This window comes from Frankia sp. BMG5.60, from assembly GCF_059428125.1.
Window position 1 is genome coordinate 6,863,329 of the sequence record NZ_CM182091.1, and the last position, 15,469, is coordinate 6,878,797.

Sequence of the window (15,469 nt, forward strand, 5' to 3'; positions counted from 1 at the left end):
TTCCATCAAGCGGACTCGTTCCGTCCGTCTCTCCGGCGCGCCGGGGTGTCCCGCTTGGCCGATCGGCGGCCGGCAACGGCGCCGTCAGCCGTCTCGGGGCCCGTCTTCCGCTGTTCTAAAGCCCCTGACCAGGCAAGGCGTGAAGCTGTCGAGTCGGCGAGCCGTTCGGCGTGCTCCCGTGGGGCGCATCGCCGACGTGGCACACCCGGCGTGCCCGCAGCCGTCGGGGATTCGGGTGTCGACGGCTGGGCGACTCGGACCGACGGCACCCGTCCGCGGCGTCCCGCCCGTGCCGGGCTCTGCGGTATGGCGGCCTCTGCGGTGTGGCGGCCTCTGCGGTGTGGCGGGTTCTGGGGGTGTGTCGGGTTCTGGGGGTGTGGCGGGTTCTGGGGGTGTGGCGAGTGAACGAGCGTCGATGAAGGAGAGCCGTCCGAACAGGACGGATGCGGGCGCCGGTCGAACGGCTATTCGGCGCGGCCCCCGCGCGCCACCGAAGATCGCCGTTCTTTGACTATCGGAATAGTCGAGAACATCTTGTCTGACTCTTTGTGCGGTTATACTTTTTCGCGGTCATCCCTGACAACGATGAGAGTGGTGGCGACATGGTCGAGCGTGCTGGCTATCAGTTGGTCGAGGTCCGGTTGTGCGGGCGGCCGACCCGATCCGGAAAACCGTGTCGGATACGCCTCTACGGGCCCGAGATCGCCTGCCGCACGCACCTCACCGAGCACGAGCGCGACGTCGCCGAGGCGTACCAGCGGGGGATGGGCGATGGTCATCGTCGCGGTTGGGAAAACGGTCAGGAAATCGGAAAGCAGCAGGTCGAGCGGCTCCAGCGGCGGATCCGGGAACTCGAGGGGCTGCTCGGCCGCGAGCCGCTGCGCCACGAGGCCGGCGCCGAGCGGATCGTCGAGGACGACGGGTAGCGGCATCGTCCGGCGCCTCGATCAGGGGCCGTCCGGAACCGGCCCCTGATCGATCCACCGGGCCCGGATATCAGCGTGGCTATTCGCGGGCGCTGGTATCCGAAAGGTCGGCGGCGTCAATGCCGTCGGCGGCGTCAACGGGGCGGGGGAGCAGGGCGAGGGCCTGTTCGGCGGCGTCGCGGATCATCGAGGGCGGGGCGCCGCAGGTGCCGACCGCCTCCAGCCCGCGTAGCACGACCAGCACGAGGCCGGCCAGCCGGGCGGGATCGTGCCCGGCGGCGAGTTCACCGGCCCGCTGCGCCTCGCTGACGCACTCGGTCAGCAACGCGTGCGCCTCGGTGAGAACCCGGTTCACCCGCTGCGCCACCTCGGCGTCCGCGCCGGCGAGCTCGGCGGCGCTCTTCGCCATCAGGCAGCCGCGTCGCTCGACGTCGCCGACGATGATCGCCACCATCGCGTGGACGTGCCCCGCCAGCCGCTCGAGCGGGCTGCCCGCTGCGCTCAGATCGGCCCGGATCGCGGCGGCGGCCTCGTCGCAGTAGCTGTCCAGGGCGCGCAGGAACAGCGCGTGCTTGTCGCCGAAGGCGCCGTACAGGCTGCCCCGGCCGAGCCCGGTGGCCGCCGTCAGGTCGTCGAGCGAGGTGGCGGTGTAGCCGGTCGCCCAGAACTGGTCGCGCGCCGCGCACACGACCTGGTCCTCGTCGAAAGTGCGTGGTCGTGCCATGCAATCGATGCTACCGCATAGTTTACCGTATGGTCCATAACGGGCTCCGCGGTTGGTCGGCGCTGTGCGCCCGATCGGTCCGTTACCTGGGCGATTGTGCGCTTCGCGCGGTTCGTCGACGTTGACAGGGGCCTGGCGTGAACCGCATACTCCGATCGCTTGTGTGAGGAAGCCGGTGGGAATCCGGCGCGGTCGCGCCACTGTGACCGGTCTGCCTGTCCGTGTGGGCGGCGGTACCGGGAGTCAGACCCGAGCACAGGTAGTCCGAACAACCGGGACGCACGATCCCTGAGGGGGCTTCCATGACGACACCCGTTGCCCAGCCACGGCAGCGATCCATCTCCTTCCCGCTGACCGCCCGCCGGGCGGCGCTCGGGCTCACCGCGCTGCTGTCGCTGCTGCTGCTCTACTTCATCGGTGTCGACCAGGGCGCCACGTCGCTGTTCGGCTCGGATACCCACATCCACGAGTTCGTCCACGACGCGCGCCACTTCCTCGGGTTCCCCTGCCACTGAGCGGGGGCGGGGAGATGGAGTTCCGCTACATCTACCGCGGTCTGGGGGTCGGCCTGCTGGGCGGGCTGCTGGCGTTCGTCTTCGCCCGCATCTTCGCCGAGCCCCTCGTCCAGGACGCGATCGACTACGAGGACGGGCGGCACGAGGCGCAGGAGGCGCTGGACGCCGCGGCGGGACTCGCCGCCGGCGCCCACGACCACGGCGAGGTCTTCAGCCGCTCCGTGCAGCGCAACCTGGGCATCGGCGTCGGGATGGCGCTGTTCGGGCTGGCGGTGGGCGGCCTGTTCGTCGTCGTCTACCTGATCGTCTCGCGCCGCTACCCGAACATCCGGCCGCGGGTGCTGGCCGCGCTGCTCGCCGGGGCCGGCTTCGTCGGTCTTTACCTCGTCCCGTTCGCGAAGTACCCGGCCAACCCGCCGGCGATCGGGCACGAGGAGACGATCGGCGCCCGCAGCGCCCTGTACGTGACGATGGTCGCGGTCTCGGTGGTCGCGTTGGGGCTCGCGGTCGTGGTGGGCCGGTGGCTGGCGGGTCGGGTCGGCGCCTGGAACGCGAGCCTGGTCGCGGCAGTCGTGTTCCTGGTGCTCGTCGGCGTCGCGATGGCCCTGCTGCCGGCCTACGGGCATCTCGGCGCGAACCGGGCCGAGTTCGGTGACTTCGCCACCGAGACCCCGCAGCCGCTCACGGCCCCGAACGGCACGATCGTCTACCCGGGTTTCCCCGCCGACGTGCTGTTCCGGTTCCGGTTCTACTCGGTGGTCAGCCAGCTCGTCCTCTGGGCGACGATCGCGCTCGCCTTCGGTCAGCTCGCCGAACGCCTCGCCGTCGCGCCGGCCCGCCGGCAGGCACGGACCGCCGCGTCCGCAGCCGACCGGTCCGCCACCGCACCGACCACCGCACCGACCACCGCCGCCGGCTGAGCCCTGGCCCGTTCCCGGACGCCGGCTGCTTCCCCGGCGTCCGGGAACGGGGAACACGACGGGGAGGACGGGGCACGGATGATCGAGCACGAGGTGCGGGTACATCGAGGCACCGAGCGGTTGGAGCGGCCGGACCAGCTTGCCTGGAAGATCGCCGCGGTGGCGGCCGACCCGGCGGAGGTGCTGCCCGCGGTCACCGAGATGGTTGTCAACCGGGTGATCGACAATGCCGGGGTCGCGGCGGCGTCGCTGCGCCGTCCGCCGGTTGCCGCCGCCCGCGATCAGGCGGTGCGCCATCCGGTTCCACCGGGGCGGGCCGGCTCGACGGTGTTCGGCCTGCCGCGGAAGGTTCGGGTGTCGCCGGAGTGGGCGGCGTGGGCGAACGGCGTCGCGGTGCGGGAGCTGGACTTCCACGACACGTTCCTCGCCGCCGACTATTCCCATCCCGGTGACAACATCCCGCCGATCCTCGCCACCGCGCAGCACCTCGGTCTCAGCGGCGGGGATCTCGTCCGCGGGATCGTCACCGGCTACGAGATCCAGGTCGCTCTGGTCCGCGGGATCTGCCTGCACCGGCACAGGATCGACCACATCGCGCACCTCGGCCCGTCGGTTGCCGCCGGTCTCGGGTCACTGCTCGGTCTGTCCACCGAGGTCGTCTACCAGGCGGTGCAGCAGGCGCTGCACACGACGACGACGACCCGGCAGTCCCGCAAGGGGCAGATCTCGAGCTGGAAGGCGTACGCGCCGGCGTTCGCCGGGAAGGTCGCGATCGAGGCGGTCGACCGCGCGATGCGCGGGCAGGGCGCGCCGTCGCCGGCCTACGAGGGTGCGGACGGGTTCGTGGCCTGGCTGCTCGACGGACCCGGCGCCCGCTACGTCGTGTCGCTGCCCGGCTCGGGCGAGGTCCGGCGCGCCATCCTCGACACCTACACCAAGGCGCATTCGGCCGAGTACCAGAGCCAGGCGCTCATCGACCTGGCCCGCCGGCTCGGCCCCCGCCTCGGTGACCTCGCCCGCATCAGGAAGATCACGATTCACACCAGTCACCACACCCACCATGTGATCGGTTCGGGTGCGGGTGACCCGGAGAAGTACTCGCCGACGGCCAGCCGGGAGACGCTCGACCACTCGATCCCCTACATCTTCGCGGTGGCGTTGCAGGACGGCGACTGGCACCACGAGCGGTCCTACGCCCCGCAGCGGGCGGCGCGGCCGGACACCGTGGCCCTGTGGCGGAAGATCGTCACGGTGGAGGACGAGGAGTGGACGCGTCGCTACCACGCGGCGGACCCGGTGGAAAAGGCGTTCGGCGGCCGGGTCGTCGTCGAGCTGGCCGACGGCGACCCCGTCATCGACGAGATCGCCGTCGCCGACGCCCATCCGCTCGGCGCGCGGCCGTTCGGGCGGGCGGAGTACCTCGCGAAGTTCCGCCGGCTGACCGAGGGCGTGGTGGCCACCGAGGAGCAGGACCGCTTCCTCGACGTCGCCATCCGTCTACCCGAGCTCGCCGCGGACGAGCTCGGCGGGCTCACCCTGGTGCCCGAGCGGCCGCCGGCCACCGGCGAGACGGCGGGGATCTTCTGATGCTGCACGCCCGCACCCCACCCCACGCCCGCCGGGCCGCGCTGCGCGCCGCTCTGGCGTCGGGCCGGCTGCTGCGTTTCCCCGGGGCGTTCAACCCGCTGACCGCCGTCCTCATCACCGAGCTGGGCTTCGACGGGGTCTACGTCTCCGGCGCGGTGCTGGCCGCGGACCTGGCCCTGCCCGACATCGGCCTGACCACGCTGACCGAGGTCGCCGGCCGGGCCGGGCAGATCGCCCGGGTCACCGACCTGCCGACGCTCGTCGACGCCGACACCGGCTTCGGTGAGCCGATGAACGTCGCCCGCAGCGTTCAGGTCCTCGAGGACGCCGGGCTCGCGGGCTGCCACCTCGAGGACCAGGTCAACCCGAAGCGCTGCGGCCACCTCGACGGCAAGTCGGTCGTGCGGGTCGAGGAGATGGTCCGCCGGATCCACGCGGCCGTCGTCGCCCGCCGCGACCCGAACTTCGTCCTGTGCGCCCGCACCGACGCCCGCGGTGTCGAGGGCCTCGACGCCGCGATCGAGCGGGCCCGCGTCTACATCGACGCCGGTGCCGACATGATCTTCCCCGAGGGGTTGGCGGACGCCGCCGAGTTCGAGGCCGTCCGTGCGGCCGTGGACGTGCCGATCCTCGCGAACATGACCGAGTTCGGCAAGAGCGAACTGCTCACCGCCGCCACGTTGGAATCGGTCGGGGTCAACGTCGTCATCTACCCGGTCACCCTGCTACGCCTCGCCATGGGCGCCGCCGAGGACGGCCTGCGCCGCCTCGCCGCCGACGGCACCCAGACCGGCCTCGTCGACCGGATGCAACACCGATCCCGGCTCTACGAACTCCTCGACTACGCCGCCTACAACACTTTCGACGACAGCGTCTACACCTTCCGCATCCCGGGATCGCCCGACGGCGCGTGACTCCGGCCAGCGGGTGACTCCGGCCAGCGCGTGACTTCGGTTGGCGCGTGACTTCGGCCAGCGCGTGACTCTGGCTGGCGGGTGACTCTGGCTGGTGGGTGACCAGGCCGGGGGCCCGCTCTCAGGCGCCGGCGGCGTCGGCCAGGACGCCGACCAGGGCGGTCACCGCCATCGCCGCGCAGCCGCCCAGCACGACGCGCAGCGTGGGGCGCAGCAGCGCGGTGCCCGCGGCGCGCGCCGCCAGCGCCCCGGCGACCGCCAGACCCAGCACGGTCACCGCGACGATGAGCACGAGCCGGGCGGTGCCCGCGGGCGCGGCCATCCCGATGAACGGCACCAGTGCGCCGAGGGTGAAGCTACCCGCCGACGCTGACGCCGCCTGCAGGGGCCGGGCCTCGTTGGTCTCGTTGTGGCCGAGCTCGTCGCGCATGTGAGCGCCGAGGGCGTCACGCTCGGTCAGTGCCTCTGCGACCTTCTCGGCCAGGTCAGGCGGCAGGCCGCGGCGCTCGTAGATGCCGACCAGCTCCGCGAACTCCGCAACCGGGCTCGCCGCGAGCTCCGCCTGTTCCAGGGCGAGGTCGGCGCGCTCGACGTCGGCCTGGGCGCTGACCGAGACGAACTCGCCGGCGGCCATCGACAGCGCCCCCGCCGTCAGCCCGGCGAGGCCCGCGGTGAGGATCGCACCGCTCGACGCGCCGCTCGCCGCCACGCCGACGACCAGGCTGGAGGTGGACACCAGCCCGTCGTTCGCGCCGAGGACGGCCGCCCGCAGCCAGCCGGCCCGCTGCGCGCCGTGACGCTCCCGGTGCCGGGTCATCGTGCTCGCTGCCGCCATGCCGAGCATTTCAGCACGGGCAAACCAGACCGGACACCCGCGAATGCCCTTCCTCACTGTGACAATCACCCCGTCGGGCGAGGCCGTTGCCGGCGCTGGTCGACGCCGACTCTGCCCGCCGCCGCTTACCGCCCGCGCGCCGCTTACCGCCCGCGGGGCCGATCCCTGCCCCAGCCGCCGATCAGGCGCGGTCGGGTCGACCCACCCCTCTGCTCGCCGGCCGGCGGTCGAGCCAGGTCACGTACTGGCGCAGCCCCATGACCTCCCACAGCGTGTGCCGGCTCCAGCCACCGCCGTCATGCACCCGGGCGTGGTGGGCGACCATGCGCAGCCCCTGCCCGCCGGCCGACTCGGGTCGCAGGGTGGCGCCGAGGGTCACCACCGGGGAGTTCCAGCCGGCCGCGGACCGCTCGATCCGCAGTTGGCGACCGATGAGGAACGCCAGCCGGGTCCGTGCCGGTGGATGCCGGCGCGGGTGCACGGTGACGGATCCGACGTGCGGCCAGGCGGCGGCGTCCACCGCGGCCCGCAGCAGCACGCCCGGTTCCACCGGCAGGAAGTCGACCTCGACGCACGCCTCGCCGGCCGGGGCGGCGGGCGGACCGGCGAGGACGAGGCCGTCGGTGTCCGGCAGCACCAGGGCTGGCAGATCGGCGCCGTCGATCTCCCATTCCGTGCCGGTGGTCATGCCGGCCGGCCGCGGCCGGGGGAGCAGTCGTGTCGGCGGGTCACCACCTCCAGCGTTCTGCCGACCGACAGCCGTCCCATTCGTCACCTTTCCCAATGCGTCCATCGAGCATGGCAAACATCGGTCGGTCGTCCCAAGGGGGAAAACCCGGGCGTCGCTCGTCCCGGCCAAGACGATCCGGGTGGTGCCGCCCGCGGCCGCACCGGCGGGTCGGCGCGCCCGGGTGGCGGAATCGACCGCCCTCCCGGCTGTTTCCAGCCACCCGTCCGCACGGCCGGCGTCCCCACCGACATCACCCGCCGTCAGCGCCAGACCGATTCCGTTCCGACCGCATCGTGCTCCCCGCCACCGATCGAAGCCGCCGCCGCGTGACCGGCTTGGCCGCGCCGGAACAGCGGCCGGAATTCAGTGCGGTGCGCACCGGTCCGGACCGATGCCGACATCGCGGGCCCCCCAGGGTGAACAATAGATTCGCCACCGTTTCGCACTGAGGATGCCGGGGTGATATCGCCGTGTCCCTTCACGACCCGAAGGGCTCCGGCCCCTACCGGTCCGGCCCCTACCGGTCCGGCGCGGCGACGGTCCCGGCCGGCCGCGGTGCCGGCCGGCCGCGGTGCCGGTCCAACCGGTCCAACCGGTCCAACCGGCTCAGTCGGCCCGCTCCGGTCGCGCGAGGGCGGTGTCGATGAGCGTGGCCGCGGCCGCCCTGGCGTCGGCGAGCGGCGCGGGATCGTTGAGGGAGGTCGCGAGCGCCGTCGCGCCCTCGAGCAGGACGGCGAGCTGACGGCCGAGCGCGGCCGGATCGGTGGCGCCGGCCGCCTGGGCGGTCTCGGTCAGCAGGCGCGTGAACGCCTCCTTGTGCTGGATCACCGCCCGCTCGACCGCGGGCACCGTCCCGGCTGTCTCGACCGCGGCGTTGTGGAACGGGCAGCCCCGTAGCCGCGCCTCGCCGGTCGCGGGGCCCGCGGGGTCGACCGCGAACAAGGCGAGCAGGCGGTCGCGGGGGAGCAGGTCGTCGCGGGCCAGGGCGCGCTCCTGCGGCGGCGCGGCGATCGTGTCCAGCCGGTGCAGGTACTCCTCCACCAACGCGTTCTTGCTGGGGAAGTGCTGGTAGAAGGTCCGCTTGGAGACCTGGGCGGCTCGCGCTCGGCACCGGCAACTTCGGCACCCGGTGGGGCAGTGGCGCCGAGCCCGCGCAGGCGCGCAAGATCCTCGACCGGTTCGCCGAGGCTGGCGGGACGGCCGGCGGTCTGCTCACCGGCAATTACCGCAACGGCAGCGCGGGCCGGCTGACCGGCCTCGGCCGGCTCGTCCACACCGAGGACGAGGCCCACAAGACCGCCGTCGTCGACGCGCTGCTCGCCGTCGCCGCCGACCTCGGCGTGCCGCCCGCCCGGGTCGCCACCGCCTGGCTGCGCGAGCACGCCGCCCGCGCGTCGACCGCCCTCGTCCCGATCATCGGCCCGCGCACGATCGAGCAGCTCGACGACTACCTCGCCGCGCTGGACGTCCGCCTCGACGAGGCCCAGTACCGCCGCCTCGACGAGGTCGGCCGCGTCGACCTCGGCCAGCCGCACGACCAGGTCGCCGCCCAGCGCGCCACGACCCTGGGCGGCGACGCGGCCGTGTTCCGCACCTTCGTTCCCGTCGCCTGACCGCCTCCCCGCCGCCCGGACCGCCGCGCTCGGTCACCATGACCGCCGTTCCCGTCACCGTCTCCCTGTCGCCACCGGGCGGTCGATCCGTCGAGGCCCGGCGGTGTGCGCGGGGCGACCGGTCTGATGCCACGTGTCACAATTTGGGGGATGGCTACCGGGGGACTGGACCGGCCGCATACCGACGGCCGGTGGGATTTCTTCATTTCCTACACGGCGCGGGACCGGGCCTGGGCGGAGTGGATCGCCTGGCAGCTCGAGGCCGCCGACTTCCGGGTGCTCGTGCAGGCCTGGGACATGGTGGCGGGTTCCAACTGGTCCGCCGCGATGCAGGACGGCATCCGGTACAGCACCCGCACGCTGGCGGTCCTCTCCGCCTCCTATCTGGATTCGGTGTACGGCGAGCAGGAGTGGCAGGCCGCGTTCGTCGCCGACCCGGACGGCGCGGCCCGCCGCCTGCTCCCGGTGCGGATCGAGAACTGCGCGCGCCCCGGGGTGCTCGGCTCGAGGGTGTCCGTCGACCTGTTCGGCCTGGCCGCGCACGGCGCCCGAGACGTCCTGCTCCACGCCGTGCAGGCGGCGATCTCCGGCCGGGCGAAGCCCCCCGCCGAGCCGCATTTCCCGGGCGGTGGACCCATCCCGCCAAGAGCCCCGAGCACCCGCCGTGCACCGTCCTTTCCCGGCCTCCCGGGCGGCGCCTCGGCCGGCCCAACCGGCCGCTCGACCCAGTTGCCGCCGACCGGGTCGGGGGTGACCCCGTCGAGGGCGGCATCGGCGGTGTCGAGGAGGTCGGACCCGGCGTCGGCGGGCGAGTGCCGCGCACTGCTCATCGGCGTACCTGGTTACGACGGAGAGGGCCTGCCCGCATCGCCGGGGCTCGCCCCGCTCGTCGACGCCACCGCCGAGGCGCTGGAGCGGGTCGGCTATCGGGCGGACGTCCACGACCGGTCGCGGCTCGGCGCGAGCGCGATCAAGTCAGCGATCCACGCCTTCCTGCGCGACGCGGCACCTGACGACACACTGCTGCTGGTCCTGGCCGGCCACGGGGTCCACCACGACGGCCTCGACTTCCTCGTCCCCGCCGACGCCGACATCGGCTACCAGCCGTTCTGGGATCTGTGCGTGCCCCTCGACTGGTCGGCGACGATCTCCCGCAGTGCCGCCGGCCGGGTGCTGCTGATCGTCGATGCCGCCGATGACTTCGCCGATGGCGAGGTGCGGACCGCCGTGACCGGTGACGGCTGGGCCACGGGGCGCCTTGCCGCCGCAGCGGGCACCGAGGTCGCCTACCTGATCCGCGAGTCGCCGCGGCCGGGCGGTGGATCGCCGCTGCTGCGGGCCCTGCTGGACGTCCTGGCCACCCCCGCGGTGCCGGCCGACGTGCGGACGTTGGAGGAGAGGCTGCGCCACCGCCTGGCCGTCGGCGGGTCCGGCGACGCCGGCATTGGATCGGCGCCCTGCACGCTGCGCTCGGTCCTGCACTGCGACCCGAGCAGGTTCAGCCCCTTCCCGGCAGCGACGTCCCCGGGTTCACCGGCGGCCCCAGAGCATCCCTGGCGGCGTGCCGCGGATCGGCACGTCGCCTGGACACTCATGGCGCAGAACCCGGCCGTCGAGGAGTTGCGGACGGCGACCCTCGATCTTGTCGGACGCCTCGGCGCCGCCCGCGACCACGCCGCGGCCACGCTGCAGGCCGATCCCTGGCTCGACCCGATGCTCGCGCTCCGGCAGATGAAGCGGATCGAGTTCCTGGTCCGTCGGCTGCCCGCCGACCCGCCGCCGCTCTCAACGGCCGAGGCCGGCCTGCTGATCGTGGTGCCGTTCCTCCACGAATCGCTGTGGACGACTCTGGTGGCACGGGCAACTGTCGCTCATCCGGGCGGCCCCGGGCGGGGCGACCGGCCGCCCGGCCGGGACGACGCCGACCGGGCGGAGTTCGAGAACTTCACCAAGCTGCACCCGCGGCTGCTGCGCCGCGTCGACCGGACCCGGCGCACCGGCGACACCGGCGCCGCCGAGGCTATCGGCTGGTGGCTCGTGCACCGCTGGGTGGCCCGGCGGCCGGCGTCCTACACGGGTTCCGCGCTCGCCGACCTGCTCGCCGGGGTCGACCCGGACACACCCGCCGGCGAGGTGTTCGCACCCTCGCGGGCGAGCGCGCTGCTCACCGCGTTGCGCGCCGATCCCGCCCACCTGAACCGGCCCGGCCAGACCGCGACGCTGCGTGATCTGGTGACGGTGGCACCCGCGACCGGGGACGAGATGACCCTGCGGGAACGCCTCGTCGGGTATCTGGTGACCGTGGGCCAGCGGATGGCCCTCGAACCCGCGGCGCTGCCGGATGTCATCGTCGAACATCTCGGCGTGGGCGACCCGGTCGATCTTGGCCTGCTGGGGGAGACCATCCGCGGGGCGCAGTGGCAGCACCGGGGTCGTTCGGGCCGTGACCTGTCCGCCCGGTGCCAGCACCAGGCCGTCCAGGTGGCGCTGGAACGGCACACCGCCGAGCTTGACAGCCTGCTTGCCGAGGCGCACCGGGCCGCCGGGGAGATACCGGCGCTGGCGTATCTGCCCACCCACGCGACCGCTGAAGCGGTGCGGGCCGTCGAGGTCGACGGGCGGCCCGCCTACAGCTCCGCGGGCGCACAGTTCCGGCTGGCCGAGGACAAAGTGCAGGAGCTGCTCATGGGCGAGCAGCTCTACGCGAACCGGGCACTGGCTATCCGCGAGCTCTACCAGAACGCCCTCGACGCCTGCCGCTACCGGCGCGCCCGCGAGCAGTACCTGGCCCGCACCGCAGGACGGGGAGCCGCATGGACGGGGCGAATCACTTTCACCCAGGGTTTCGAGCCGGACGGCGGCGCCTACCTCGAATGCCGCGACAACGGCATCGGCATGGGCCTGCGTGAGCTCACCGCCGTCTTCGCCGAGGCCGGCACCCGCTCGGTGGACCTGCCCGAGGTCGTCGAGGAGATGGTCGCCTGGAAGGCCTGCGACCCGCCGATCGAGTTTCATCCCAACAGCCGATTCGGTGTCGGTGTGCTGTCCTACTTCATGATTGCCGACGAGATCACGATCGATACCTGCCGGCTCGGCCTGGATGGCCAGCCGGGCGACCGTCTGCGAGTCACGATCGCCGGGCCGGGGAATCTCTTCCGGGTCCAGAATCTCGGCCCCGGCAGCGCCGCGGGTACCGGCGTGCGGCTGCACCTGAGTCGCGAGGCGGGCAGGGCCACGGTGAGCTGCGTCGACCTGCTTCGTCGCATCCTGTGGGTCGCCGAGTTCGAGACGGAGGCCACCGAGGGCGTCGCTCGCGCGCACTGGGCCCCGGGCGAGCTGGCCGACTCCGCCCCCGTCGGTGACGGCGACCCGCTGGCCGGCGCCCCGATCCGCCGCTGGACGGCGCCGATCGTCCCCGCGGGTGACGGCGTCTGGTGGGCTAACGGCCCGGGCGCGGTCCTCGCAGACGGCCTGTGGGTGGGCCGAATGCTGTTCGGTCTCGTCGTGAACCTCACCGGCGAACTCGTGCCGGAGCTCTCCGTCGACCGCAACGAGATCCGGGAGCTCGTCGACGAGGCGGCGATCGACGACCGGATCACGAGCGCGGTGCCCACCCTGCTGGCCACGGCCGACTTCGACATCACGCCGGAGTGGCTGTCCGACCTGGCCCGCGACCTACCGCTGGTCGCGGACGCCGTGCTGCGGGCGCTGCTCGCGACCGCGGGCAGGACGTGGCCGGCGGGTGGGGGGGCGGTGGTCTCCATTGCACGGGTGGGCTGCTTCCCCCTCGACGGCGAGCTGCTGCCGGCCGCGGCGCACGCCCGGGTCGACCCCGGGTTCGCCTACTGGTCGATACCCGACTCGATCATCTTCCGCCGGCTTGCGGCCTGGTCCGCCGCGCGTGCCGCCGCCGCGGGTGGCGCGCTCGCGCCCGGTTCCCCGTCTCTGCCGAGCGACTTCGTGCTGGCCGGCTGGCGCAACGGCCGCTTCCTCGGTACCGACCCGGAGGTCCGGACCACGCTGGTCCTGTTCCTCGCGGGTCTCCTGCGCCAGCCGATCGCGGAGATCGGCAGGCGACTATGCGAGCTGGGCCTTCTTCGGACCGCTGGACAGTCCGTGACGGTACCGGAGGTGACGCGGGCCGATCTCCTCCTGGTCACCTTCGATCTCGACGGTCAGCATCCGCATCACTGGGACGTGGTGCCGCTGGGTCACGCCATGCTGGCCGCCCAGCGCCTCGGACTCGACCTCGCGGAGACCATCCGGCGGTTTCGCGTTCTCGGCCTGCCGACCTTCCCGCCCGGCAGGCCCGTGCCGGCGATGCACCCCTTCGACCTCGTGCTGCTGAGCAGGGGGCTGACCGGTCGATCGCCGTGGCTGGGCCCCGGGCGGGTCCGGCTGTCCCACGTGCTGCGCGCCGCCCTGCACACCGACCAGCCCGCGACTGCCATCCGGGATCGGCTCACCGTCCTCGGCTACCGGGCGCCCAGGCTCTCGCTCGAGGCCGCGCGGTCGTCCGGGACCGAGGCCGCGCGGATCTTCAACCTGGACGAGAACGGCAGTCTCGATCAGCGACCGGTGCCGGCCGGATTCATGCTCATGGCGGCGGCTCGGACGTCCGCCCGCCCGTCGCAGGTGGCCCACCTGCTCGCGGCGCTCGGCTTTCCGGTCGCCCTGAGCGGCAGCCGGCTCGGCCACCTCGGCGAGCTGGAGACCGAGGCCTTCAGGGGCGATGTGGGCGGGACCTTCCTGCAGGCGGGTGTGCCCGTCTCCCGGCCGGCCGTGTGGCGCACCGCGCAGGAGACGTCCCGGCCGGCCCACGAAGTCGCCTCGCTGCTGCGCAAGTGCGGCTTCGCCGTGGCGGACATCGCCGGCCCCGCCGACGCCGAGGTCTGGGCGGTCACCGGCTCGGACGACGGGTGGCTGCGGCGGTTTGCCCTTCAGCATCCCGTCGGGCCCATCGACGTCCTCGCTCTCGCCACATCGCTGAACCGGATGCCGGCGGACACGGCGCGCCTGCTGGATGGCCTTGGCATCGGTGTGCCCGAGCTGACCGACGTCGTCCTGACAATGGAGGACACCTTCCTGTTCAGCCGCGGCCTCGACAGCGCCGGGATGTCGCTGCAGCCGCCCCGGGACGGGCTCCTTCCGGTCGCCCACCTGCTCGCGGCCGCGAGCCGACTGCGGCGAGACCCCGCGGAGCTCGCTGCCCGCGTCCGGCACCTCGGCGTAGCGGTCGCCGATCCCCTCGGCTGGAACGCCTCCCCGCTCGACCTCGAGGATGTCGTGCTGCTCGCCCGCGACGTCACGGTCGACGGGCCGTGGCTGCCCGACGGGCCCGTCCCCACCGCGCACCTGGTCATGGCCGCGGCCCTCACCGGCCTGTCCCCGGCCGACGTGGCGCGGCGGCTTGGCACCCTCGGCTTCGCGACCGAACCGGTACCCCACGGCGCCCCCACCGGCGAGGACGTCCGGGTGCTGATCGATCTGCTCGATCTCGCCGATCCGTTCACCGCGGAGCTGGCCTGGAGCGGTCCCAGCCGAGCGGCTCTGCTCGCGGCCGCGAGCACGACCCGTCGCACGCCCCGCGATCTCGCGCGATGGCTGGTCGAGCTCGGGCTGGCGGCACCCGCAACCGAGCCGGCCGGCGGCGAGGGGAACCCGGAGCAGGACCTCGACGTCGACGTGGACGGCGATGATCTCGACCTGCTGAGCCTGAAGATCGATGCGCGGGGGCCCTGGCTGGCCGACGGACCCATGCCCTACGGCCACCTCTTGGCGGTCGCCGGACACACCGGCCGTAGGCCTCAGGACATCGCCGCCCGCCTGCGGGCGCTGGGACTGCGCGGGGTACCCGAGCTGCCGGACGTCCCCGACGCGGACGCGGTGGACCTCATCCTTCTTGCCCGGGAGCTGACCGGCGAGCCGCCCTGGCTGCCGGGCCGGCACGTGCTGCCGCGGGCGCACCTGCTCCATGCGTCCTGCGTGCTCGGCTGTGATGTGGCCGAGGTCCGCGACCGGTATGCCCGGCTCGGCTTCGGTGTGCCGGAAGGATTGCGGGAGATCGACCGTGACGAGCGGGCCGCGGTAACGGTCGCCTTCTTCCGGACCGACGCGGCCGGGCCGGTGTCCGAGCCGATCTCGGCCGCGCAGGTTCTCGGCGTAGCGGAGTTCACGCGCAGGTCGCCCGACGAAGTGATGGCGCTGTTCACCGGCCTCGATCTCGATCTTGATGGACAGGCCTTCGCGGCAGGGTCCGGGCGGCGGCCGGGCGGTGGTCTGCAGCCGACCGCGCGGGACGCGATCCTGCTCAGCGCGCTGCTCGATGGTCGCGGACCATGGCTTGGCTGCGGTCCGGCGCCTCTGGCGCATGTGATCGCCGCAGCCGGATACCTGCGATGGACACCGGCGCGGGTGCTCGGTCGGCTCGCCGCGCTCGGCTACGCCGGTCCGTCGCTGGCGGGGTCGGCGCGTGACGCATACGTCGACGGCGCCGACGCCCTGGTCGTTGCCATGCTCCGGGACTCGCGGGGACGCTATGTCGATCGCCCGTTCTCTCGGGCCGAGATCCTCATCGCCTCCCACCGTCTGCGCTGGACGCCCCGGCGGATCGTCGAGCGGCTGACCGTGTTCGGTCTCCCGGCGCCCGCCCGGGAGGCATTCGACCGCTGACGGCTCGGCGGCGACCTCACCGAGCCGACGCAG

Annotated in this window: 11 protein-coding genes and 1 pseudogene; 6 read left to right on the forward strand and 6 right to left on the reverse strand. The window is 73.2% G+C overall.

Annotated elements, in window-relative coordinates:
• Positions 1-554: 554 nt before the first annotated feature.
• Positions 555-932 (reverse strand): hypothetical protein, encoded by a 378-nt coding sequence (locus tag AC5R91_RS28180; RefSeq protein WP_495394307.1) that lies wholly within the window; start codon positions 930-932, stop codon positions 555-557.
• Between the two features lie 73 nt (positions 933-1,005).
• Positions 1,006-1,650: a TetR/AcrR family transcriptional regulator gene (locus AC5R91_RS28185; RefSeq protein WP_495394308.1), complete on the reverse strand. Its 645-nt coding sequence runs from the start codon at positions 1,648-1,650 to the stop codon at positions 1,006-1,008.
• Between the two features lie 302 nt (positions 1,651-1,952).
• Between AC5R91_RS28185 and AC5R91_RS28190 the strand changes: the two genes are divergently transcribed.
• From AC5R91_RS28190 to prpB, 4 genes are all read left to right on the forward strand, one after another.
• Entirely contained in the window at positions 1,953-2,165 is a 213-nt protein-coding gene (locus tag AC5R91_RS28190) for a CbtB domain-containing protein (protein WP_495394309.1), read from the forward strand.
• A 14-nt stretch (positions 2,166-2,179) separates the two neighbouring features.
• Positions 2,180-3,085, forward strand: a complete 906-nt coding sequence (locus AC5R91_RS28195; protein WP_495394310.1) for a CbtA family protein — start codon at positions 2,180-2,182, stop codon at positions 3,083-3,085.
• A gap of 78 nt (positions 3,086-3,163) precedes the next feature.
• Positions 3,164-4,672 carry an MmgE/PrpD family protein gene (locus AC5R91_RS28200; RefSeq protein ID WP_495394311.1) on the forward strand — a complete coding sequence of 503 codons (1,509 nt, stop codon included), beginning with the start codon at positions 3,164-3,166 and terminating at the stop codon, positions 4,670-4,672.
• Positions 4,672-5,586 (forward strand): methylisocitrate lyase, encoded by a 915-nt coding sequence (prpB, locus tag AC5R91_RS28205; RefSeq protein WP_495394312.1) that lies wholly within the window; start codon positions 4,672-4,674, stop codon positions 5,584-5,586. Before AC5R91_RS28200 ends, prpB begins: the two co-directional genes overlap by 1 nt.
• 121 nt (positions 5,587-5,707) lie before the next feature.
• Here prpB and AC5R91_RS28210 read toward each other — a convergent pair whose 3' ends face one another.
• The 4 genes and pseudogenes from AC5R91_RS28210 to AC5R91_RS28225 all read right to left on the reverse strand — a co-directional run.
• Complete coding sequence (locus tag AC5R91_RS28210; RefSeq protein WP_495394313.1) at positions 5,708-6,421, reverse strand: VIT1/CCC1 transporter family protein; 714 nt, start codon at positions 6,419-6,421, stop codon at positions 5,708-5,710.
• A gap of 181 nt (positions 6,422-6,602) precedes the next feature.
• Complete coding sequence (locus tag AC5R91_RS28215; RefSeq protein ID WP_495394314.1) at positions 6,603-7,109, reverse strand: hypothetical protein; 507 nt, start codon at positions 7,107-7,109, stop codon at positions 6,603-6,605.
• Between the two features lie 648 nt (positions 7,110-7,757).
• Entirely contained in the window at positions 7,758-8,192 is a 435-nt protein-coding gene (locus AC5R91_RS28220) for a TetR family transcriptional regulator C-terminal domain-containing protein (RefSeq protein ID WP_495394316.1), read from the reverse strand.
• A pseudogene (locus AC5R91_RS28225) lies at positions 8,193-8,246 on the reverse strand (TetR family transcriptional regulator); the annotation flags it as partial.
• Positions 8,247-8,359: 113 nt separating this feature from the next.
• Between AC5R91_RS28225 and AC5R91_RS28230 the strand changes: the two are divergent.
• On the forward strand, positions 8,360-8,764 hold the full coding sequence (locus AC5R91_RS28230; RefSeq protein WP_495398080.1) for an aldo/keto reductase: 405 nt from the start codon (positions 8,360-8,362) through the stop codon (positions 8,762-8,764).
• Positions 8,765-8,914: 150 nt separating this feature from the next.
• Positions 8,915-15,436 carry a wHTH domain-containing protein gene (locus AC5R91_RS28235; RefSeq protein ID WP_495394317.1) on the forward strand — a complete coding sequence of 2,174 codons (6,522 nt, stop codon included), beginning with the start codon at positions 8,915-8,917 and terminating at the stop codon, positions 15,434-15,436.
• The last annotated feature ends 33 nt before the right edge of the window (positions 15,437-15,469 follow it).

Excerpts from the sequence above, each read along its gene's own strand:
- AC5R91_RS28180 (WP_495394307.1), bottom strand. The coding sequence starts at position 932 with ATGCCGCTACCCGTCGTCCTCGACGATCCGCTCGGCGCCGGCCTCGTG.
- AC5R91_RS28210 (WP_495394313.1), bottom strand. The coding sequence starts at position 6,421 with ATGGCGGCAGCGAGCACGATGACCCGGCACCGGGAGCGTCACGGCGCG.
- AC5R91_RS28215 (WP_495394314.1), bottom strand. The coding sequence starts at position 7,109 with ATGACCACCGGCACGGAATGGGAGATCGACGGCGCCGATCTGCCAGCC.
- AC5R91_RS28190 (WP_495394309.1), top strand. The coding sequence starts at position 1,953 with ATGACGACACCCGTTGCCCAGCCACGGCAGCGATCCATCTCCTTCCCG.
- AC5R91_RS28195 (WP_495394310.1), top strand. The coding sequence starts at position 2,180 with ATGGAGTTCCGCTACATCTACCGCGGTCTGGGGGTCGGCCTGCTGGGC.
- prpB (WP_495394312.1), top strand. The coding sequence starts at position 4,672 with ATGCTGCACGCCCGCACCCCACCCCACGCCCGCCGGGCCGCGCTGCGC.
- AC5R91_RS28235 (WP_495394317.1), top strand. The coding sequence starts at position 8,915 with ATGGCTACCGGGGGACTGGACCGGCCGCATACCGACGGCCGGTGGGAT.
- AC5R91_RS28200 (WP_495394311.1), top strand. The coding sequence starts at position 3,164 with ATGATCGAGCACGAGGTGCGGGTACATCGAGGCACCGAGCGGTTGGAG.
- AC5R91_RS28185 (WP_495394308.1), bottom strand. The coding sequence starts at position 1,650 with ATGGCACGACCACGCACTTTCGACGAGGACCAGGTCGTGTGCGCGGCG.